A 20,144-nucleotide genomic window follows, 5' to 3' on the forward strand; every position below is an offset into this window, starting at 1 on the left:
GTCCCGAGCGGCGATCGAGCTGGCCGGATCAGCCCCGCGGCCGCCGCTGCTCGTACAGCTTGGCGTACTTCAGGAACGCGTAGAACGCGTGGATGCGCGCGGCGATGAAGCCGGCCCAGCCGGAGCGCCAGTGTCCACGCAGCACGTAATAACGAAGAAACGCCACCGTCGGATACGCCACCATGCGCAAGCGCAGCCAGCTCACCCGTCGCCCGGCCAGATCGGCCTGTTGCAGGCTGGAGTAGCGGTTCGCCTTGGCCACGCGGCCGGCGATGTCGGGCTCGCCATGGTGATCGATGACCGCGTCGAGCACGCCCACCGGGCCGTCCACCTGCACTTCCTCGTGCACCTCGTGGCCGCTCATGCGCGCACGTTGCCGGTCGAACAGGCGCACGTAGTGGTTGAGCCGGCCGCGCCGCGACTGCCAGCGCCAGAACTGCCACTCGCGCCGCCACAACTGGTAACCCGCATGGGCCGGCTCGCACAGCGCCTGCTGCAGGCATGCGGCGGCATCCGCATCCAGCGATTCATCCGAGTCCAGCAGGAGCACCCAGCGATGGCTGGCCAGGTCGATCGCCGCCTGCTTCTGGGCGCTGTAGCCGGCGAACGGCTGCGCGTGGATGCGCGCACCGTAGTGCGCGGCGATCGCCGTGGTGGCATCGCTCGAGCCCGAGTCCAGCACCACGATCTCGTCGGCCCAGCTCACCCCGCGCAGGCAGGCGTCGAGCGTGCCGGCGCTGTTGAACGTGGTCACCACCACCGACAGCGGCTCACGCCCCATCGGGCGTCCCCTGAGGGGGTTCTGCGTTGAGGAGTCCGGCACGGATGCCGGGCTCTTCGTTGCCTGCAGGAATGCCGGCAACGAACAGACTGGCGCACCACAGCCCGAGCAGCCAGGCGAACAGCAGCCCCCACCAGGCCGAGTAGAACGCCAGGTGCGAGTTCAGCGGAAACAGCATCACGCCCAGCGCCAGGCTGGCGGGGAACGCGCGTGCGCGCGCCGCCGCGCCCACCCGCCGCCATGCCCGCCACGCCAGACCCGCCGCGGCCAGCCACAGCGCCAGCCCGAGCAGGCCGGTATTGGTGAGGATCTCCAGCAGCAGCTGGTGCGGATGGCAGGCGCCTTCGCCGACGCCGCACGCTTCGGCCGACACCACGAAGTGGTCGTCGGCCGGCGCGAACTGCGGATAGGCGTAGCGGAATCCGCGCACGCCCACGCCGTTGACCGGATGCGCCGCGGTCATCGCCACGCCGACCTGCCAGATATCGAGCCGGCCGCTGAGCGCGGTGTCCACCGACTGATCGGTACCCTGCAACACCAGCAGGCTGCGCGCCATCCGGTCATGGAAGCGCGCCGAGGTATTCCATGCCACCACGCCAGCCAGTGCCAGCAGCAGCGCCGCCGCCCCGCACCACAACGAGAAGCGCCACAGCGTGCGCGCCTCCTGCCAGGCGAAACCCGCCAGCACCAGCACGTAGCACAGCCACGCCGAGCGCGAGCCGGCCAGCAGCACCGGGCCGAGCACCAGCACCGCGGCCAGCACCAACCCCGGCCGCCCCCAGCGCTGCCGCGCCGCCCACAATGCGAACGGCGAGAGCACCGCCAGGCTCGGGCCCAGTTTCAGGTTGTCGGCGCCGAAAATGCCCGAGACCCGAAAAGCTTCGGGATGGCCGCCCAGACTCCAGCCGGTGAACGCCTGCACCCACGCATCCGCACACCACAGCGCCAGCACCGCGGCGACCGCCGTGTACAAAGCGTGCAGTTTGGCCTCGCGACGGATCGCGAAGCACGCGTACAGGCCCAGCGGAACGTAACGCAGCGTGGCGGCCACCGTGCTCCAGCTCTTGCCGGGACGAATCGCGTCCAGCGCGGAAAACAACGCCGCCGCCACATACGCTCCCAGCAGCCACAGCAGCAGCTGCGCGCCGGGGTGCTGGCGCAGTGCGGCCGGGTCGCGTGCAAACAGCATGATCACGCCGAGCAGGCACAGCAGCGTGCCCAGCTCCGAACTGCGACCGAACGGCAGCAGCGCAATTACCAGCCAGAACGGCAGCAGGGGGGAACGCAGCGCCGCCTTGAGTGAACTGCCGAAGGTCGTCATGGGTGGGCCAGGCGGGAACCAGCCCGCATTGTAGGCGCGCCGCGACGCCTGGCGCGTCAGCCCTGCGGCTGGCTCACTTCGTCGTACAACGCCAGCGTGGATTGCTGCATGTCGCTGAGCCGGTAGCTCTGCAGCGGCGAGATCGGAGGCGCCACCCGCAGCAATTCGGCCGCGCGTTCGACCAGCCGCTCGCGATCGCCCAGCGGCACGCGGCCGGCAGGGTACAGCTCGGCCAGCAATTCGCCGACGCCGCCATGGGCGTAGCCGAGCACCGGCCGGCACAGCGACAGCGCTTCGATCACCGTGCGCCCGAAGGTCTCGGGCTTGTTCGACAACTGCAGCACCAGCGCCGACAGCGCGTAGATGTCGCGGATGTCATCGCGCGGCGGCGACAGCACCACCTGCGAGGTCACCCCGCGCAAGCGGATCAGCTCCTGCAGCTCGGCCACGTAGGCCTCGCGGCCGGGCTCGACCACGCCCAGCAGCAGCAAGCGCGCCTCGATGCCGCGACGCTTGAGGTCGGCCAGCAACTCGATCGCGTCGTGGTGGCCCTTCAACCGCGTGCCGCGCGCGGGCATGGTCAGCAACGGCGCACCAGCCAGCGCAGGGAACTCCGCGAAGAACGCCTTCTGCCATGCATCGTCCGGCCGGTGCCCGTAGGGAAACGCATCCTGGTCGATGCCGCGCGGGATCACCCGCACCCGGCCCGGCTCCAGCCAGCGATAGTGGCTGAGCACATAGTCACGCAAGGTCTGCGACACCACGATCACGCGCTCGGCGCGCAGCAGGATCGAGCTGTAGCGGCCCGGCGAATTGAAGCCATGCACGGTGGTGATGAAGTGCGGTCGCGGGGAAATACCGCGCAGCGCCCACCAGCCCACCCACGCCGGCAAGCGCGAACGCGCGTGCACGATGTCCGGCTTCAGCTCGCGCAGCAGGCGTCGCAGCGGGCCGATGCGGCCCAGGGTGGCGAGCGACTTGCGCCCCAGGTCGAGCGTGATGTGCTCGCTGCCCTCGGCCTGCAACTGCTCGACCAACCGCCCACCGGCGGAAATCACCACCGAGCGATGGCCTGCCTGCACCAGCGCGCGCGCGATCTCCAGCGCCGAACGCTCCGCGCCGCCGGAATGCAGCGCGGGGATCAGCTGGACCACGGTCAGCAGCTTGGCGGGCACGACAATGCTGGACATGAGCTCGGGGCTGGCGGCTTTCATGGCAAAAAACAAGCAAAAAAAATGCCATGGCCGGCCGCCGACCGGGTCCGCTGATCAGTCGCGCAGCACGTAATGCGCGCCACAGTAGGCGCAGGTTGACTCGCCGCCGTCATCGACGATCGGCAGGTAGACCTTCGGATGGGAATTCCACAGCACCATGCCCGGCATCGGACACGACAGCGGCAGGTCCTGCCGCGTCACTTCGTAACGATTTTCGGCATTTGCCGGCACCAGGGGCACGGTCGCGACAGCGGGGGATGACATCAGCGGACTCCGGACTGGACAGCAGGCTGCAAATGGTAGCAGGCTGGCGTTTGCTGCCGGGGCGCTCATCCGCCACGGCGCGGCCGGAAGGGGTTTCCGCCGCGCGACGGCAGCAAGCGGTGCGACGCACCAAAGGGGAAATCAACGACGTCCCGGCGCCCCGCGCCGGATTCGGGCATCTGATCGGGAGCAGACCATGGATTCCGCAAAGCTCATCGCGCGCGCAAAGAACATCCTGACCACACCCAAGACCGAGTGGCCCGTTGCCGCCGCCGAACCGGCCACGGTCAACAACCTGTACCTCGGCTACATCGCCATCATCGCCGCCCTGCCGGTGATCGCGCAGTTCATCAAGGGCAGCCTGATCGGCACCAGCTTCCTCGGCGTCACCGTGCGCGCCGGCATCGGCGCGGGCATCGGCCGGATGATCCTGGGCTACATCCTGTCGCTGGTACTGGTCTACGTGATGGCGCTGATCATCAACGCGCTGGCCGGCACCTTCGGCGCCAAGCCGAACCTGATCCAGGCACTGAAGACGGTGGCCTACGCGTGGACCGCCTGGTGGATCGCCGGCATCGGCGTGATCGTGCCGTGGCTGGGCCTGCTGATCGTGCTCGCCGGCGGTGTCTACAGCATCTACCTGCTGTATCTGGGCCTGCCCCACACCATGCAGTGCCCGCCGGAAAAGGCCGGCGGCTACACCGCGGTGAGCGTGATCATCGCGATCGTGCTGGGCTGGATCGTTAGCCTGATCCTGGGCCTGATCTTCGTCGGCGCGCTGGGCGGCGCGGCGATGAGCGGCATGCACGTCACCAGCAGCAACGGCGAGACCGTCACTGTCGACGGCAACAGCGCGCTGGGCAAGCTCGCGGCGATGGGCCAGCGCGCCGAACAGGCCGGCAAGGAGCTGGAAGCGGCGCAGAAATCCGGCGACAGCGCGGCGCAGTCGGCCGCGATGGGCAAGATGATGGGCGCGATGTCCGGCACCAACGGCCCGGTGGAGGCGCTGGCGCCCGACCAGATCAAAACGTTCCTGCCCGCTGCCGTGGGCAATCTCAAGCGCACCGGCATCTCGGCCGAGCGCAACGGCGCGATGGGCATGCAGGTGTCGGAGGCCAGCGCGGAATACAGCGGCGACAACAACCAGCACATCACGCTGGAAGTCACCGACACCGGCGGCGCCAAGGGCTTCATCGCGATGGCCAGCGCGATGGCGCCGGAGGAGGAGAAGGAAACCGAAACCGGCTACGAGAAGACCTACAGCGACAACGGCAACCTCATCCACGAGGAGTGGGACCACCAGTCCAAGTCCGGCGAGTACAGCGTGATCGTCGGCAAGCGCTTCACGGTCAAGGCGAACGGCAACGCCGACAGCATCGACGAGCTGAAGGCGGCGGTGGGCAGCGTCGACCTGGGCAAGCTGGAGTCGATGAAGGACAGCGGCGTGAAATCCGAATAACCAGCGGTCGCCGGCACAAAAAAACCGCGCCGATGACGGCGCGGTTTTTTTGTGCGAGTGCGCCAGACCGGCGCGACGATTACTTCGCCGCGACTTCCTTCGGCACCGAACCTTCGGTGGTGATGCGCACGTGCACCTCGTCGCTGACGTTGGGCACATAGGCGCCCACGCCGAACTCCGAGCGCTTCAGCGTGGCGGTGGCGTCGAAACCGATCGACTGCGCCTTGCCCATCGGATGCGGGCCCACCCGGTTCAACGTGGCGTCGAGCACCACCGGCCGGGTCACGCCATGCACGGTGAGGGCACCGGTGACCTTGAACTTGTTGTCGCCCAGCGGCTCGACCTTGCTGCTCTTGAAGGTCACCACCGGATACTTGGCCGCATCGAAGAAATCGGCCTTTTTAAGATGCTCGTCCAGCGCCGCCACGTGGGTATCCAGCCGCGCCAGCGGCAGGGTCACTTCGACGCTGGACTGCGCCGGATGCTGCTCGTCGAACACGATCGCGCCCTCGCCCAGACCGAGGTCGGCGGTGGGGTTGGAGTAGCCGAAGTGGTTCCAGCTGAACAGCACCATCGTGTGGTTGGGGTCGAGCTGATAGGTCACCGGCGCCGCCTGTGCGGAAACCGCCGCACCCAGCAGACCGGCGAGAAAGAGATATTTCAGTGGGGACATGCGAAGACTCCATGGGGCAAGGACGAAAGGCTGTTTCGGGCTGTCGCACGGTATCCTTCGCGAGAGCCGCACCGGCACGCTGGCCAGAAATTCCAGTGTACAGACCGGGCGCCGGCGGTCGACGCCCGGCGGAGAAACGCATCGTGTTGATTCGGGAAACAATCCTGCGGCGAACCCGGCCATGCTGACGCTGCACGGCGAGTGCTGGGTGATCACCGATTCGGCCGCCGGCAACCAGCGCCAGGCGCTGGCGCTGGCCGAGCATCTGCAACTGCCGCGCCGCCATTTGCTGCTGGAGCCGCGCGCGCCATGGTCATGGCTGGCGCCGCGCCTTATCGCGGGCGGACGCCTCGCCCTGCCGGCCAGCCAGCGGGCGTGGTTTGCGCCGCCCTGGCCGGCAGTCGCAATCGGCTGTGGCCGCGCGGCCGCGTTGTTCACCCGTATGCTGCGGCCGCTCGGCGATGGCCGTTGCCACACCGTGCAGATCCTCGACCCGCGCATCGAGCCGACGCTGTGGGACACCGTGGTGGTGCCGCGCCACGATGAGCTGCACGGCGCCAATGTGCTGACCACGCTGGGCTCGCTCAACACCGTCGACGACGAATGGCTGGCCGACGGTCGCGACGCCTGCCCGCAGTTCGAGGCCTTGCCGCGGCCCCGCGTGGGCGTGCTGCTGGGCGGGCCGCGCCGCGGCATTGCACTGGACGCCGACTACGCCAGCGCGCTGATCCGGCAGCTGCTGGCGCGCCAGCGCGCCGAAGGCGGCAGCCTGCTGGTGCTCGGCTCGCGGCGCACGCCGGCGGCACTGATCGAATCGCTGCGGCCGCTGCTGGCCGAGGTGCCGGGCCTGCTCTGGGCTGGCCGCGACGACGGCCGCAATCCCTACCCCGGCGTGCTCGGCTGGGCCGACCGGCTGGTGGTCACGCCCGATTCGGTGAACATGTTGTCCGAAGCCTGCGCCGTCGGCTGCCCGGTGCTCACCTTCATCCGCGCACCGCTGCCGCCGAAGATCGCGCGCTTCCACCAGACCCTGCGCGATGCCGGCCTGCTGCACGACCTCGACGCTCCGGGCACCGCCGCGCAACGCCCGCTGCGCGAAACCGCACGCGTGGCCGCGCTGGTGCGCGAGCGCATCGAGGCGACCCGGGGCGGGTTGCGTGGCGGGGATCCCGGCGGATTCCCGCTTTCGCGGGAATGACGGCGCGGGGTGCTCGAGCGCGGCGGGCAGGGCTTCGCCCGAAGCGCCGGCGCAACGATCGAAGGCGCCCGCTCAGTTCGTCGGACGCACCCATTTCAGCTGGCCGGCGGCCAGCAGCGCGTCCAGTTGCGGTGCCAGCGGATCGCGCAGGATTGCCGCCGGCAACGGCGCGGCGGCCAGCAGGCCGACGCACTGGTCGCGGCCGAGGTACTTGGCGCGATACAGCGCCAGATCGGCCAGCTCCACCGCCGCATCGAAGGTTGCCGCGTCGCTGTGGGCAGCCAGCGGATGCATGCTGAAACCGATCGAGCAGGTCAGCCGCAGCACGCCGCCGCGACCATCCGCGAATGCCTTGGCGGCGATGTCGTGGCGCAGGCGCTGGGCGATGCGCAGCACGTCGGCCTGGTCGACGTCGCGCAGCAACAGCAGGAACTCCTCGCCGCCCCAGCGCACGGTGATGTCGCTGTCGCGGCGCAACTCGGCGAGCCTGCCGCCCAGCTCGCGCAGCACCGCATCGCCCACTGCATGGCCGCGGGCGTCGTTGATGTGCTTGAAGTGGTCGATGTCGATCTGTATCACGCCGACGCTGCTGCCCTCGGCCAGCAGCGCGGGCAGCTGCGCCAGCAGGTAGCGCCGGTTGTGCAGCGCGGTCAGCGTGTCGGTATGGCTCTCCTCTGCCAGCGCGAGATTGGTGACGCGCAGGCGCTCCAGCGCGCGCGACAACTCGCCGGTACGGCGTTCGACCTGTTCCTCCAGCCACGCGTTGCGGCGGCGCTGCCGGCGCATGCTCCAGCGCGTCAGCACGAACAGCAGCACGACCAGCGCGGCCGCGGCGGCGAGCCGCACCAGCAGGTTTTCGTACCAGTACGGGGTGACTTCGACGGCGATCGCGGCCTCGGGCCCGTAGCCGGCGGCACCCGGCAGCGTGGCGGCGACGCGAAAGCGGTAGTTGCCCGCCGGCAGGTGGGTGTAGAACGCCTCGCGGCGCACGCCCGCGTGCTGCCAATCCTTGTCGTAGCCGTCCAGCCGGTAGCGGAAGTGCAAGGTCCCCACCTGCAGATAGGGCGCGGTGTAGTGCACGGTCAGGTCGCGGCTGCCCTGGTCGAGGGTGAACGCGCCGCCCGTGTATTGCCGGTCGTCATGTTCGACCGACACCACTGCCGCACGCGGCGCCGACGGCCGCTCGCCGAGTGCGCGCGTGTTCACGCCGAGGATGCCGTCGGTGGTGGCGTACCAGATGACGTCGCCGACGATGGCGCTGCGCGCGCGGGCGCCGCCATTGCAGCAATGCAGGTTGCTCACCGTGGTGGAACGCTGCTCGCCGGCCAGCTGCTGCGGCGAGACCGTGCGCGGCGGCGAGCCGGGCAGCGGCAGTTGCGAGAGCGGCAGGCGCCAGGCGCCTTCCGTCGAGCTGGCGTAGAGCTGCCCGTCGAGCAGGTCGAACGTCCACACGTTGTCGCTGGGCAAGCCTTCGCTCTGGCCGGTCATGCGCAGGCGGCCGTCTGCCATCAGGCCAATGCCGGCGTCGCTGGTGGCCACCGCGAGCAAGTCCGGCTTGAGCAGCGCCAGCCGCGTCACGAAGTGGCTGCGCAAGGGCTCGGCCCACGCCGGCCGTGTCCAGTGACCGTCGCGCCACTCGCGCACGCCGTCGCGGGTGCCGACGTACCAGCGCCCCGGCGCCAGCGGCAGCACCGAGCGGATGATGGCCTCGGCGGCGGTAGCCTGCGGATCGAGCCGGCTCAACTCGCCCTGCCGCCAGCGATAAAGCCCGGCGGAAGTGCCAAACAGGAAATCGTCGTCGCCGAGCTCGTGGATGTCGTTGATCTGCAGGTTGCGCAGGCCTTGCAGCGCGGGCGGGGTGACGTCCACCCCGCGGTCGAACACCGCGATGCCGCCGCGCGTGCCCACCCACAAGCGCTGGCGGCGGTCGTAGTACAGCTCGTAGGCGGACGGGTTGGGCAGCGCGCTGCCGGGAATCAGCGTGCGCACCTGCTTGCCGTCGAAGACCTCCACGTCGGAATTGGTGCCGAACACGATCGAGCCGTCGGGCGCGCGCAGCACGCTCCACACCAGCGGGTCGCGCACGCCGTCGTGCAGCGACAGGCGCCGGGTCCAGCCATTCCAGATGCGGTACAGGCCTCGGGTGTAGGTGCCCAGCCACAGGTTGCCGTCGCGGTCCTCCAGCATGCGGTGCACCCACGGCCGGCGCTGGACATCGATCTCCTCGCGCTCCAGTTCGCCGTCCGGCAGGCGGCGGTACAGCGCTTTGGCGGTGGCGATCCAGAGCGAACCGACGCGATCGGTGAGCAGGCTCTCGATCGGCGCCGCATCGATCCCGTCGCCCAGTCCCGCCGCGACCCACTGCCCATCCACGATCCGCATCAAGCCGGCCGACGTGCCCAGCCACAACTGGCCGCCCTGCAGCGCCAGATGATTGACCACCACGTGCCGCCATGCCGCCGGCCCGGCCGCGATGCAGCTTTCCGTGGCCGGTGCGGCGCTGTCGGCGCGGCGGCAGACGCGGCCGATGCCGCCGATCCACAGATGGCCGTCGCCACGCAGCAGGCTGAAGGCCGGCCCGCCGCTGCCGCCGGTCGACACCATCCGGCCTTCGTGCAGCCGCTGCACGCCGTCGGCGGTGGCCAGCAGCGGCGTGCCGTCACCGGCGTCGATGATCGCGTTGACCGCAGCCCCGCCCAGCGCCTTGAACTGCCCGTCGCGCTGCTCGATCAGGCCGCGCGCGCCGCCGAACCATACGCCGCCGTGCGGGTCGGCCCAGGCAGCGTTGAGCATGCTGGTATCCACGCCGGTGCTGGCACGGTCGTAGCGCACGAAGCGGGCGCCGTCGAAACGCGCCACGGCCGTTTGCGTGTTGACCCACAGGAATCCGGCGCGATCCTCGGCCATTCCCAGCACGGTGATTTGCGGCAGGCCCTGTTCCACGCCCCAGTGGTCGAGCACAAAGGAATGGAACGGCTGCTGCGGATCCATCGCCCGCGCGGGCGACATGACAACCAGCCAGCCGGTCGACATCAGCAGGAGTGCAAGCAGCACTCGCGATCCCACTCCCCCTGTCACGCGTCCCCTCATCCCGCCCCTGCCGACAGCCCGTGGCCATGGTCGATCTTGCCTGCCGGGATGGGTCCAGACAAGCGCCATGCGTTGACGGCACTCTTCACGTCCGTGAAGCGAAGGGCTCTCCGCGAACACTCCCCGGATCGCGCGCAAGGAGCATGCGCGCGATTCCTCTCAACCCTGCGGCGGCGGCTCCGCGTCGGCGGCGAAGGCGAAGCCCAGCGCGTCGGTGACCCCGCGCACGCCGGCGCGCAACTGCTCCAGCGCGGCGTCGCGCGGCGCGATGCGCGAGCGCAGGTCGAGCGTACAGGCCAGCGCGCGTTGCAGCAGGCCAGCGTGCGCGGCCGCCAGGGTCGCCGCCTGATCGTCGTCGAGCACGCCGGCGACGCGGCAGGCCTCGATCAACCCGGCGTTGGCGGTGACGCCGAGCAGCGCCGGCTGCCGCGCCGCGTGCGCCAGCACCAGTCCCTGCAGCGCGAACTCGATGTCGAGCAGGCCGCCGAGGCCCTGCTTCAGGTCGAACTGCTGCTCGTCGGAACGGTCACGCTCGGCGCGCCAGCGTTGACGCATGCTGGCCACTTCCGCGCGCACGGCGGCCGGTTCGCGCGGCACGGCGAGGACGTCGCGGCGTACTGTCGCCAGCTCGGCGTTGAGCGCCGCGTCGCCAGCCACCGGCCGCGCGCGCAACAGCGCCTGGTGCTCCCATGTCCACGCACGGCTTCGCTGGTAGGCCACGAACGCATCGAGGCTGCTTACCAGCAGGCCCTTGGAACCATCCGGACGCAGCCGCGTGTCCACCTCGTACAGACGGCCGGCGCGGGTCAGCACGGTCAGCCAGTTCATCACCCGCTGGGCCAGCCGCTGGTACCAGCGATAGCCTTCCAGCGGACGCTCGCCGTCGCTCATCGCCTGCGCGCGCTGGCCGTCGAAGACGAACACCAGGTCCAGGTCCGAGGCGAAGCCCAGTTCCTCGCCGCCGAGACTGCCGTAACCGAGCACGGCGAAGCCCGACCCCACGCCCGGCAGGCGGCCATGCCGCGCCACCAGATCGCGCTCGGCCAGCGCCAGCACCGCGCCCACCACCGACTCCGCCAGCGCGGCCAGCCGGCGTGCGGTGGCTTCGGCGTCGACGCGACCGTCGTTGAAGGCCAGCCCCAACCGGAACGCGGTGGACGAACGGAACTCGGTGATCCGCTCCAGCTCGGTCTCGGCGTCGCGCTCATCCAGCGTGCCGAGCACGCGGGTGATCTCGGCGGCGATGTCGGCGCGGCGCAGCGGCAGCTGGTCGATGCGCGGATCGAGCACGTCGTCCAGCAGCAGCGGCTGGGCGATCACCCGTTCGGCGAGAAAGGCGCTGTCGGCGAACAGCCGCACCAGCCGGCGCCGCGCCGCGGGCTGCTCGTCCAGCAGCGCGAGATAGGCCGAGCGCCGCGCCACCGCCTGCATCAGCCGGCACAGCCGCAGCAGCGCGGGCACCGGCGCCGGAGTGTTGCGCGCGGCGCCGAGCAGCTGCGGCAGCAAGCGGTCGAGCCGCTCGCGCGAACGCGGCGACATCGCGCGCACCGAGGCGGCTTGCGGCAGCTTCAGCAAGGCGTCGGCCAGTTCCGCCGCGGGCGCGAAACCGGAAGCCTCCAGCGTGGCCGCATCCAGCGTTTCGTCGCAGGCGCGCTCCCACAGCCGCACGTCGGCGACCGGTGCGGCGGCGACCTGGCCATGCGCGGGCATCAGCACGGCGGCGAACTCCTCGCTGACGATCGCGCGATGGGTCGCCAGCGCCGCGCGCAAGGTTTCCCAGTCGGGGTAGTCGAGGCTGAGCGCGATGCGTTCGCGGCTCAGTGCATCGCCGGGGATGTCGTGGGTTTGCGCGTCGCGCAGCATCTGCACGCGGTTTTCGGCCCGACGCAGCAGCGCGTAGGCCTCGCGCAAGCGCCGCGCGCGCTGCGCGCCGATGTGGCCACGCGCCTCGCAGGCGGCCAGCGCGCCGAGTAGGCCGTGCACGCGCAGGGAGGGTTCGCGTCCGCCGCGGATCAGCTGCACCAGCTGCACGATGAACTCGATCTCGCGGATGCCGCCGGGGCCGAGCTTGAGATTGTCGGCCAGATCCTTGCGCGCCACCTCGGCGTCGATCAGCGCCTTCATCTCGCGCAGCCCGGCGAACGCGGTGTAGTCGAGATACTTGCGGTAGACGAACGGGCGCAGCATCTCCTGCAACTGCTTGCCGTCGGCACGGTCGCCGGCCACCGCGCGCGCCTTGATCCACGCGTAGCGCTCCCAGTCGCGCCCCTCGCTCTGGTAGTACTGCTCCATCGCGGCGAACGACAGCGCCAGCCGGCCGGCCTTGCCGAACGGGCGCAGGCGCATGTCGACGCGCGCGCAGATGCCGTCCATGGTCGGTTCGCCGAGCAGGCGCACCAGCTGGCGGCCGAGCCGCACGAAGTATTCGCTGTTGTCCAGCGGCCGCGCGCCATCGCTCTGGCCCCCGTGCGGGTAGGCAAACAGCAGGTCGATGTCGGAGGAGAAGTTGAGCTCGCTGCCGCCGAGCTTGCCGAAGCCCACCACCAGCAGGTGCTGCAACACGCCTTGCGCATCGCGGCTGTGGCCGTAGCGCGCGGCCATTGCCGCGGTGGCCCACGCCAGCGCCTTGCCCAGCAGCGCCTCGTACAGGACGCTGGTGGCGGACAGGGTTTCCGGCAACTCGTCCAGCCCGTTGACGTCGCGGAACACCAGCCGCAACGCCTCGGCATGGCGAAAGCGGCGCAGCGCGGCCATGCAGCCGGCTTCGTCCTCCGGCAGTGGCAGCGCGTCGATGCGGGCTCCGGCGTCGGCGCCGGAGCGCAGGCGATCCAGCCCCTGCGGGGCGAGCAACTGCGGCTGGCGACACCAGGTATCGAACGCGAAATCGCTGGCCAGCAAGGTGCGACGGATGCGTTCAGCGACGCCGGCATCGTCATGCAGGTGCACGCCGGCGGCGCGGCAACGGCGCTCCAGCTCGCGGTAGCGATCATCGATCAGCGCGCGCAGCGCGGCGGATTCGGGCGGGTTCATCGGCCCATTGTGCCGCAGCGCGGCGGCGACGCCGCGCATCGCCGTGCACGGCCGACCCGTTCGTGCGTTGCGCATGCCTGCGGCAGGCCCGACACTTGTCGTTTTGCGCGCCACCCGCCGTTCATCGAGTCCTGTTTACATTCTGGAGACCACCCATGACGACCCCGGCAGTCGCCACATGCCCCTGACCTCTCCCGACATCCGCAGCGCCAGGTATCCGCTGGGCGCGCGCATCGCGCTGGTGCTGGCACTGGCGCTGGCGTTCGTGCTGCTGACCGGGCTGGTCGACGGCGGCGTGGGGGTGACCACGGCACAGTTGCTCAAGCAGCCGCGGTTCCCGCTGGCCAATGCGCTGCCCGGCCTGCTGCTGGCCGGTGCGCTGCTGGCGTGGACCCGCCGTGCCTGGCTGTCGTTCGGCCTGGCGTTCACGCTGCAAGGGCTGGTCTACGGCGTCAACGTGCTGAAGGTGGCCAACCTCGGCACGCCGCTGCTGCCGGACGATTTCCGCATGATCGGCCAATTGCGCAAGGGCGGCATGCACCTGCTGGCCGGCTACCTGCCGCACAGCCCGTGGCCGTACCTCGCGTTGCTGGCGGCGCTGGCGCTGGTGGTGCTGGCGTGGCGTTACGAGCCGCCGGTGGTACCGCGGCATACCGGTGGCAAGCGCCTCGCCGCCTGCGGCCTGCTGGCCGCGGCGTTCGTCAGCATGCTGGTGGGCCTGTCCGCCTGGGGCAGGATCTACAACGCGCGCGTGCTGTGGCTGGAGCCGTGGTCGGCCCGGGTCACCACCAACCATTCGGGCCTGATCAGCTCGCTGATGCTGTTCCACCTGCAATACGGCGGTGGCCACCACAAGCCCGACCGCGCCGCGGCCGAGCAGCTGATTGCGCAATCCGCGCCGGCGTTGCAACAGGTGTTGCGGCAGCCGGCGGCAACCGGTGAGCTGCCCGACATCGTGGTGGTGCAGAGCGAATCGTTCTTCGACCCGTCGATCATGCACGGCTACGAGCACAGCAACTTCGCGCCCAACCTGCGCCGGCTCGCGCGGCACGGCAGCAGCGGCAAACTGCACGTGCCCACCTTCGGCGGCGGCACCATCCGCACCGAGTTCGAGTTCCTCACCGGCCTGTCGCTGCGCTACTTCGACAACCTGCAGTTCCCCTACCTGCAGATGAGCCACAAGTCGCTGCCCAGCCTGGTGCGCACGCTGGCGTCGCACGGCTACAGCACGCTTGCGCTGCATGGCAACGACCCGGCGTTCTGGAACCGCACCACCGCGTTCCAGGCAATCGGCTTCGACCGGTTCGTGTCGCAATCCTCGTTTCCGCCCGGCGCGCCGAATGACGGCAGGTACATGGCCGACAGCGCGATGACCGACGAGATCATGACCCAGCTCAAGGACAGCGGCCCGCCGCAGTTCATCTTCGCCATCAGCATCGAGGCGCACGGCCCCTACGACATCGAGCCCGCGCACGTCGCCGAACGCGACGCGATCCCGGTGCCCGACGGCATCACCGGCCGCGACAAGCTGGAGCTGCAGACCTACCTCTACCACCTCAAACATGCCGACGCCGAACTCGGCCGGCTGGTGAAGCTGCTCGCCAAACGCGACCGGCCCAGCGTGGTGCTGTTCTACGGCGACCACCTGCCCGCCCTCAGCAACAGCTACCACATCACCGGTTTCGTCGACGGCAGCGACATGCTGAGCCAGGCCGGCGTGTGGCTGCTGGTCGACCCGAAACGGCCGTCCAAACCGCTGCAGGCCGACACCGCCTCCTGGCTGCTGCCGGGCAAACTGCTGGCCCACCTCGGCATCCACGACGACCCCTACTTCGCACTGACCGAACTGGTCGGCCCGCAGATCGCCGCCCTCACCGCCGCCCCCGGCGCCCCGCCGCGCCCGCAGAGCGACGAGCAGCGGCAACTGGACAAGGCCATGGCCGGCGTCGACCAGTTGCGCATGGGCGGCAAGCTCGAACCGATACTGGCCAAGGCACTGGACGCCGCCGCGGCGATGACGCAAGTGGTGCACGCCACCGCGACGCCTCCGGCGGTCGAGGAACAGCCCGCAACGGCGCATTGATCCGGCATGCGGTGACGGCGTCGGCGCAAAGTGCCAGGATGCACGTTCGCCGCCATGGAAGCCGCCATGCCCGCCACCGACCCGCATCCGCCCGCATCATTTCCCGGCAGCGGCAACTGGAGCCACGCCCAGCTCAAGCTCGCCTTCGCCTTCTACTGCCAGACGCCGTTCGGCAAGCTGCACAGCCGTAACCCCGCGATCGTGGAACTGGCCCGGCTGATCGGACGTACCCCGGACGCGTTGGCGATGAAGCTGGTCAACTTCGCCAGCCTCGATCCTTCGATCACAGGCACGGGTCGCAAGGGGTTGAGCGGCGCTTCATCGCGGGACCGGGAGATCTGGGAGGCTTTCCACGCCGACTGGGAAGGCCTCGCCGTCGAGTGCGAACAACTGCGCGAGCAACTGCGACACGAACACGGCCGGAAGGCCACGGCATCGCGCGCGGTGCGCGACGACCCGGCACTCGCCGACTACACCGGCGAAATGCGCCAAGCCATCGTGCTACAGCGCATCAAGCAGGACTTCTTCCGCCGCGCCGTGCTGGCCAGCTATCGCGGACGCTGCTGTATCTCCGGCGTCAGCGACGCGCGCCTGCTGGTTGCCAGCCACATCGTGCCGTGGCGCGAGGACAAGGCCAATCGCCTGAACCCGAGCAACGGACTTTGTCTTTCGGCGATCCACGACAAGGCTTTCGACCAGCATCTGTTCACGCTCAGCGACGAGCATCGCATCGTGCTGTCCGACCAGCTCAAGGCAAGCAAGGATGCCTTCATCCACGAGGTGTTCTGGCCCACCGAAGGTCAGCCCATCGAACTGCCCGAGCGCTTCGCGCCGAGCCATGACTTTCTTGCACGACACCGCGAAGCCACCTTCGCAACGATGGGCGATACGCAATGAGCACCAAAGCACGCAGCGTGTTTGTGTACATGTATCGGGATGCCGCGAACTACAAGGCAGGTGGTCAGCTCCTGCTCGACGGCGAGTGCTCCGAGGCTGCGGAAGCCACCATCCGCCAGCACTGCGATTCGTGGAATCACTTCGTCGCCGAGCAGGTCGACGTGCCGGTTCTGTACGCCGAGCTGTATCAGTTCAGCAACGGCCCCACCGTCGATGACATCGCCTTTCACGAATTTGAACGTCTGCGTGCGGCAACGGCGGAAGATGTAGCTTCGACCCAATCATGGGGAACGCTCGACGACCTCATCGCCCGCTTTCGGGCCGTGGAGTATTGGGATTGCACGTTGTCACCGCACTGCCAGTGAGCGCTCTTGCATCACTCGCGTAGCCAAAACCTGTTTCCCGCCAATCGCGCCCGGGTTTGCCGTTTACGCCGCCCGCACCGCCAGTTCGATCCGATAGCCCACCGCGTTGAGAGCCGCCTCGACTTGTTCCAGCTTGGAGCGGTGGCGCAGGTCGAGCAGGCGGTCGACTTGCGGCATGTGCACGCCGAGCAACCGCGCGAGATCGGCCTTGCGCATGCGCTTGGCCTGCATCGCCTGATACAGGCCCAACTTGGCCACCGCCAGCGGCGGCAGGGCGACGAGGCGCTGGCCACGCTTGGGCACACTGGGCGCCGGGATGTCACAGCGATCCTGCATGTACATCTGCAAGGTGGTCTCGATGGCGTCGATGGCTTCGCGCAGTGCCTCGTCCGGGGTGTCGCCCACGGTGGCCAACTCCGGCAGGTCCGGACAGGTGGCCATCACCGCGCCGTCGGCGCGCGTCAGCTTGATCGGGTATTTCATCGTGCCTCCTGTACGACCTCGGCGGTGCAGCGTTCGCTCATAGACCCAGATCCTTCAGGACCTTCTTGCGCAGCGGCTCGGGCATTTCTTTTGCTCCATGCGAGGGGAACACGGAAGTTCTTCCTCGGTATCGCACTATCTGGTGGCTGCCCTTGCCCGACTCGAAACTCACGCCTTGACGCCTGAGCCATCGCTGGAACTCGCTGTATTTCATCGGCCCATCCTTGTTCCGGTCGCCGGCCAGCATAGCAACATTTTTGTTGCATGCAAAAACAAACACTTGCGAGGAATCGGTCCACCAGCAAACGGAGGCTTTCGCGTTGCGTGCCCTTCGACTTCGCCGCTGCGCGGCTGCGCTCAGGTGATCGGGTCGGGACGGCTATGCGCAGGGCAAGCGGACTGGAGCGGCTGTGCTCAGCGAGGACGGGTGGGGACGGGCGACTTGCGTGCGCAAAGAAAAACCCCGCCGAAGCGGGGTTTTTCGTATTGCCGCCGGATTTCCGGTGCGTTGAGCGGCAGCCCTGCCGCTCGAACGCACCGAGTTGATCCGTCGCCGCGTCGCGGCGAGGGACAACTCAGAAATCCATGCCGCCCATGCCACCCATGCCACCGCCCATGCCGCCGGCGCCGTGGCTGTGCTCTTCCTTCTTCGGCAGCTCGGCGACGATCGCCTCGGTGGTGATCGCCAGGCCGGCGACCGACGCGGCGTGCTGCAGGGCCGAGCGGGTGACCTTGGTCGGGTCCAGGATGCCCATCGCCACCATGTCACCGAACTCGCCGGTGGCCGCGTTGTAGCCGAAGTTGCCCTTGCCTTCCTTGACCTTGTTGAGGATCACGGACGGCTCTTCGCCGGCATTGGCGACGATCGCGCGCAGCGGCGCTTCCAGCGCGCGGCGGGTGATCGCGATGCCCAGGTCCTGGTCGGCGTTGTCGCCCTTCAGTCCCTCGACCGCCTTGAGCGCGCGGATCAGCGCCACGCCACCGCCGGGGACCACGCCCTCTTCCACCGCAGCGCGGGTGGCGTGCAGGGCGTCTTCGACGCGGGCCTTCTTTTCCTTCATCTCGATCTCGGTGCCGGCACCGACCTTGATCACGGCAACACCGCCGGCCAGCTTGGCCACGCGCTCCTGCAGCTTCTCGCGGTCGTAGTCGGAGGAGGTCTCCTCGATCTGCGCCTTGATCTGGCCGATGCGCGACTGGATCTTCTCCGCGTCGCCGGCACCGTCGATGATCGTGGTGTTTTCCTTGGTGATCACCACGCGCTTGGCGCGGCCGAGGTCGTTGATGGTGGTCTTCTCCAGCGACAGGCCCACTTCCTCGGACACGACCTGGCCGTTGGTCAGCACGGCGATGTCTTCCAGGATGGCCTTGCGACGGTCACCGAAGCCCGGCGCCTTGACGGCGGCGACCTTGACGATGCCGCGGATGGTGTTGACCACCAGCGTGGCCAGCGCCTCGCCCTCGACTTCCTCGGCGACGATCACCAGCGGCTTGCCGGCCTTGGCGACGGCTTCCAGCACGGGCAGCAGCTCGCGCACGTTGGAGATCTTCTTGTCGTGGATGAGGATGTACGGGTCATCCATCTCGACCTGCTGCGAGGTCTGGTTGTTGATGAAGTACGGGCTCAGGTAGCCGCGGTCGAACTGCATGCCCTCGACCACGTCCAGCTCGTTGTCCAGGCCGGAACCTTCCTCGACCGTGATCACGCCTTCCTTGCCGACCTTCTTCATCGCATTGGCGATGATGTCGCCGATGTCGGTGTCGGAGTTGGCCGAGATCGTGCCGACCTGGGCGATTTCCTTGTCGTTGGCGGTGGGGTTGGAGAACTTCTTCAGCTCGCCGACGGCGGCGGTCACCGCCTTGTCGATGCCGCGCTTGAGGTCCATCGGGTTGATGCCGGCGGCCACGGCCTTGAGGCCTTCCTGGATGAACGCCTGCGCCAGCACGGTGGCGGTGGTGGTGCCGTCACCGGCCACGTCGGAGGTCTTGGAGGCGGCTTCCTTGACGATCTGCGCGCCGAGGTTCTCGTACTTGTCGGCCAGCTCGATCTCCTTGGCGACGGACACGCCGTCCTTGGTGATCGTGGGCGCGCCGAAGCTCTTCTCGAGCACCACGTTGCGACCCTTCGGGCCGAGGGTCACCTTGACCGCATTGGCCAGGGTGTTCACGCCCTTGAGCAGGCGGGCGCGGGCGTCTTCGCCGAAACGGACTTCTTTGGCTGCCATAATTTTTTTGCCTCAAAAAAATTGAATAGGTAAAGGAACGGGTTTCGAAAGCGTTGCGGAAAGGAGCCGAAGGCGACTGGCGTGCGCGCTCTTGTTCGCGCTCAACCAGTCAGAGCCCATCACCCCTCGATCACCGCCACGATGTCGTCTTCCTTCAGGAACACGAGCTCTTCGCCGTCGATCTTGATTTCCTGGCCGGCGTACTTGCCGAACAGCACGGTGTCGCCTTCCTTCAGCGACATCGGACGCACCTTGCCGTCGGCCATGATCAGGCCGGTGCCGGCGGCAATGACCTTGCCGCGGGTGGGCTTCTCGGTGGCGCTGTCGGGGATGACGATGCCGCCGGCGGAGATGCGCTCTTCTTCGAGACGCTTGACGATGACACGATCATGCAGCGGACGCAGTTTGCTCATGGAAGGACTCCGATGTCGTTTTTGAGGTGGAACAAGGCTTTCAGGACCCCGATCCGGCGATCTTGTTAGCACTCGTGTTAGATGAGTGCCAATTCTAGCGACACAAACTGCCGCTGCAAGACGTTCGGAACGGGAACGTACAGCTAATTGGGTGGATGGGTGCAGGTTTCAAGGGGCGGGCGTCGTGCCCGAGGCAGGGGTGCGCGCGGCGGCTCCGCCGGTTAGGCTGGCCGGCATGCCTGACACCGTCCTGCTCTGCTATTGCACCTGCCCGGACCGCGACAGCGCCGGGCGCATCGCCCGGGCGCTGGTCGACGAGCGGCTGGCCGCCTGCGTCAGCGGGATCGCTGCGGTGCGTTCCACCTACCGCTGGCAGGAAGCGGTGCACACCGACACCGAGGAACTGCTGCTGATCAAGACCACCGCCGCCCGCCTGCCGGCGCTGGAACGTCGCGTGCTGGAACTGCATCCTTACCAGGTGCCGGAGTTGATCGCGGTACCGGTGGCCGATGGCCATGCCGCCTACCTCGACTGGGTGCGCGAGCACAGCCGGGACTGAAGTCCGGCGCGACCAAATGAAGCACGCCGCGGCGCAGCGAACCGGCTGCGCCATAATGAACCGCTGCCCGCGCGCGGGCCCCATGTTTT

17 protein-coding genes are annotated in these 20,144 nt (G+C 68.7%); 6 read left to right on the plus strand and 11 right to left on the minus strand.

Annotated features, from left to right (window positions below; genetic code table 11):
- Positions 1-28: 28 nt before the first annotated feature.
- From ACVCMB_RS09880 to ACVCMB_RS09895, 4 genes are all read right to left on the minus strand, one after another.
- Positions 29-781, minus strand: coding sequence for a glycosyltransferase family 2 protein (locus ACVCMB_RS09880; protein WP_395120279.1), 753 nt, complete (start codon positions 779-781; stop codon positions 29-31).
- Positions 771-2,102 carry an O-antigen ligase family protein gene (locus ACVCMB_RS09885; protein ID WP_447099648.1) on the minus strand — a complete coding sequence of 444 codons (1,332 nt, stop codon included), beginning with the start codon at positions 2,100-2,102 and terminating at the stop codon, positions 771-773. The genes ACVCMB_RS09880 and ACVCMB_RS09885 overlap by 11 nt, the downstream gene beginning before the upstream one ends.
- 56 nt (positions 2,103-2,158) lie before the next feature.
- Positions 2,159-3,292 (minus strand): glycosyltransferase, encoded by a 1,134-nt coding sequence (locus ACVCMB_RS09890; protein WP_395120281.1) that lies wholly within the window; start codon positions 3,290-3,292, stop codon positions 2,159-2,161.
- A 78-nt stretch (positions 3,293-3,370) separates the two neighbouring features.
- A complete protein-coding gene (locus ACVCMB_RS09895) occupies positions 3,371-3,580 on the minus strand; it encodes a zinc-finger domain-containing protein (protein WP_395120282.1) in 210 nt (69 codons plus the stop codon).
- A gap of 196 nt (positions 3,581-3,776) precedes the next feature.
- On the opposite strand from ACVCMB_RS09895, the gene ACVCMB_RS09900 reads away from it, so the two are divergent.
- Entirely contained in the window at positions 3,777-5,039 is a 1,263-nt protein-coding gene (locus ACVCMB_RS09900; protein ID WP_447106815.1) for a Yip1 family protein, read from the plus strand.
- A 79-nt stretch (positions 5,040-5,118) separates the two neighbouring features.
- Here ACVCMB_RS09900 and ACVCMB_RS09905 read toward each other — a convergent pair whose 3' ends face one another.
- Entirely contained in the window at positions 5,119-5,712 is a 594-nt protein-coding gene (locus ACVCMB_RS09905; protein WP_447106816.1) for a YceI family protein, read from the minus strand.
- A gap of 181 nt (positions 5,713-5,893) precedes the next feature.
- Here ACVCMB_RS09905 and ACVCMB_RS09910 point away from each other — a divergent pair, with 181 nt between their 5' ends.
- Positions 5,894-6,910: a mitochondrial fission ELM1 family protein gene (locus tag ACVCMB_RS09910; protein WP_447106817.1), complete on the plus strand. Its 1,017-nt coding sequence runs from the start codon at positions 5,894-5,896 to the stop codon at positions 6,908-6,910.
- Between the two features lie 72 nt (positions 6,911-6,982).
- Here the strand turns inward: ACVCMB_RS09910 and ACVCMB_RS09915 are convergent, their stop codons facing one another.
- Together ACVCMB_RS09915 and glnE are read right to left on the minus strand one after the other, a co-directional pair.
- Positions 6,983-9,964, minus strand: a complete 2,982-nt coding sequence (locus ACVCMB_RS09915; protein WP_447106818.1) for a diguanylate cyclase — start codon at positions 9,962-9,964, stop codon at positions 6,983-6,985.
- Between the two features lie 195 nt (positions 9,965-10,159).
- Positions 10,160-13,030, minus strand: a complete 2,871-nt coding sequence (gene glnE, locus ACVCMB_RS09920; protein ID WP_447106819.1) for a bifunctional [glutamate--ammonia ligase]-adenylyl-L-tyrosine phosphorylase/[glutamate--ammonia-ligase] adenylyltransferase — start codon at positions 13,028-13,030, stop codon at positions 10,160-10,162.
- Between the two features lie 178 nt (positions 13,031-13,208).
- Here glnE and ACVCMB_RS09925 point away from each other — a divergent pair, with 178 nt between their 5' ends.
- The 3 genes from ACVCMB_RS09925 (at position 13,209) to ACVCMB_RS09935 (ending at position 16,375) form a co-directional block, all read left to right on the plus strand.
- The gene (locus ACVCMB_RS09925; RefSeq protein WP_447106820.1) at positions 13,209-15,113 is read left to right on the plus strand and encodes an LTA synthase family protein; all 1,905 of its coding nucleotides are present in this window, start codon (positions 13,209-13,211) and stop codon (positions 15,111-15,113) included.
- A 66-nt stretch (positions 15,114-15,179) separates the two neighbouring features.
- Positions 15,180-16,010, plus strand: a complete 831-nt coding sequence (locus ACVCMB_RS09930; RefSeq protein WP_447106821.1) for an HNH endonuclease — start codon at positions 15,180-15,182, stop codon at positions 16,008-16,010.
- A complete protein-coding gene (locus tag ACVCMB_RS09935; RefSeq protein ID WP_136257784.1) occupies positions 16,007-16,375 on the plus strand; it encodes a hypothetical protein in 369 nt (122 codons plus the stop codon). Before ACVCMB_RS09930 ends, ACVCMB_RS09935 begins: the two co-directional genes overlap by 4 nt.
- Before the next feature lie 63 nt (positions 16,376-16,438).
- On the opposite strand, the gene ACVCMB_RS09940 is transcribed toward ACVCMB_RS09935, so the two are convergent.
- The 4 genes from ACVCMB_RS09940 to ACVCMB_RS09955 form a co-directional block, all read right to left on the minus strand.
- A complete protein-coding gene (locus ACVCMB_RS09940) occupies positions 16,439-16,858 on the minus strand; it encodes a type II toxin-antitoxin system HicB family antitoxin (protein WP_136257783.1) in 420 nt (139 codons plus the stop codon).
- Positions 16,859-16,895: 37 nt separating this feature from the next.
- The gene (locus tag ACVCMB_RS09945) at positions 16,896-17,072 is read right to left on the minus strand and encodes a type II toxin-antitoxin system HicA family toxin (protein WP_136257782.1); all 177 of its coding nucleotides are present in this window, start codon (positions 17,070-17,072) and stop codon (positions 16,896-16,898) included.
- Positions 17,073-17,433: 361 nt separating this feature from the next.
- Entirely contained in the window at positions 17,434-19,083 is a 1,650-nt protein-coding gene (groL, locus tag ACVCMB_RS09950) for a chaperonin GroEL (RefSeq protein WP_395120291.1), read from the minus strand.
- A gap of 119 nt (positions 19,084-19,202) precedes the next feature.
- A complete protein-coding gene (locus ACVCMB_RS09955) occupies positions 19,203-19,496 on the minus strand; it encodes a co-chaperone GroES (protein ID WP_136257780.1) in 294 nt (97 codons plus the stop codon).
- A 235-nt stretch (positions 19,497-19,731) separates the two neighbouring features.
- On the opposite strand from ACVCMB_RS09955, the gene cutA reads away from it, so the two are divergent.
- Positions 19,732-20,055, plus strand: coding sequence for a divalent-cation tolerance protein CutA (cutA, locus tag ACVCMB_RS09960; RefSeq protein ID WP_447106822.1), 324 nt, complete (start codon positions 19,732-19,734; stop codon positions 20,053-20,055).
- Positions 20,056-20,144 lie beyond the last annotated feature (89 nt).

It is taken from the genome of Rhodanobacter sp. UC4443_H10 (assembly GCF_052978325.1).

Bases quoted from the DNA above. Each gene is read 5' to 3' on its own strand.
- glnE (WP_447106819.1), bottom strand. From the start codon at position 13,030: ATGAACCCGCCCGAATCCGCCGCGCTGCGCGCGCTGATCGATGATCGC.
- ACVCMB_RS09945 (WP_136257782.1), bottom strand. From the start codon at position 17,072: ATGAAATACAGCGAGTTCCAGCGATGGCTCAGGCGTCAAGGCGTGAGT.
- ACVCMB_RS09925 (WP_447106820.1), top strand. From the start codon at position 13,209: ATGCCCCTGACCTCTCCCGACATCCGCAGCGCCAGGTATCCGCTGGGC.
- groL (WP_395120291.1), bottom strand. From the start codon at position 19,083: ATGGCAGCCAAAGAAGTCCGTTTCGGCGAAGACGCCCGCGCCCGCCTG.
- ACVCMB_RS09880 (WP_395120279.1), bottom strand. From the start codon at position 781: ATGGGGCGTGAGCCGCTGTCGGTGGTGGTGACCACGTTCAACAGCGCC.
- ACVCMB_RS09890 (WP_395120281.1), bottom strand. From the start codon at position 3,292: ATGTCCAGCATTGTCGTGCCCGCCAAGCTGCTGACCGTGGTCCAGCTG.
- ACVCMB_RS09910 (WP_447106817.1), top strand. From the start codon at position 5,894: ATGCTGACGCTGCACGGCGAGTGCTGGGTGATCACCGATTCGGCCGCC.
- ACVCMB_RS09955 (WP_136257780.1), bottom strand. From the start codon at position 19,496: ATGAGCAAACTGCGTCCGCTGCATGATCGTGTCATCGTCAAGCGTCTC.
- ACVCMB_RS09885 (WP_447099648.1), bottom strand. From the start codon at position 2,102: ATGACGACCTTCGGCAGTTCACTCAAGGCGGCGCTGCGTTCCCCCCTG.
- ACVCMB_RS09930 (WP_447106821.1), top strand. From the start codon at position 15,180: ATGCCCGCCACCGACCCGCATCCGCCCGCATCATTTCCCGGCAGCGGC.
- ACVCMB_RS09940 (WP_136257783.1), bottom strand. From the start codon at position 16,858: ATGAAATACCCGATCAAGCTGACGCGCGCCGACGGCGCGGTGATGGCC.
- ACVCMB_RS09895 (WP_395120282.1), bottom strand. From the start codon at position 3,580: ATGTCATCCCCCGCTGTCGCGACCGTGCCCCTGGTGCCGGCAAATGCC.
- cutA (WP_447106822.1), top strand. From the start codon at position 19,732: ATGCCTGACACCGTCCTGCTCTGCTATTGCACCTGCCCGGACCGCGAC.
- ACVCMB_RS09905 (WP_447106816.1), bottom strand. From the start codon at position 5,712: ATGTCCCCACTGAAATATCTCTTTCTCGCCGGTCTGCTGGGTGCGGCG.
- ACVCMB_RS09900 (WP_447106815.1), top strand. From the start codon at position 3,777: ATGGATTCCGCAAAGCTCATCGCGCGCGCAAAGAACATCCTGACCACA.
- ACVCMB_RS09935 (WP_136257784.1), top strand. From the start codon at position 16,007: ATGAGCACCAAAGCACGCAGCGTGTTTGTGTACATGTATCGGGATGCC.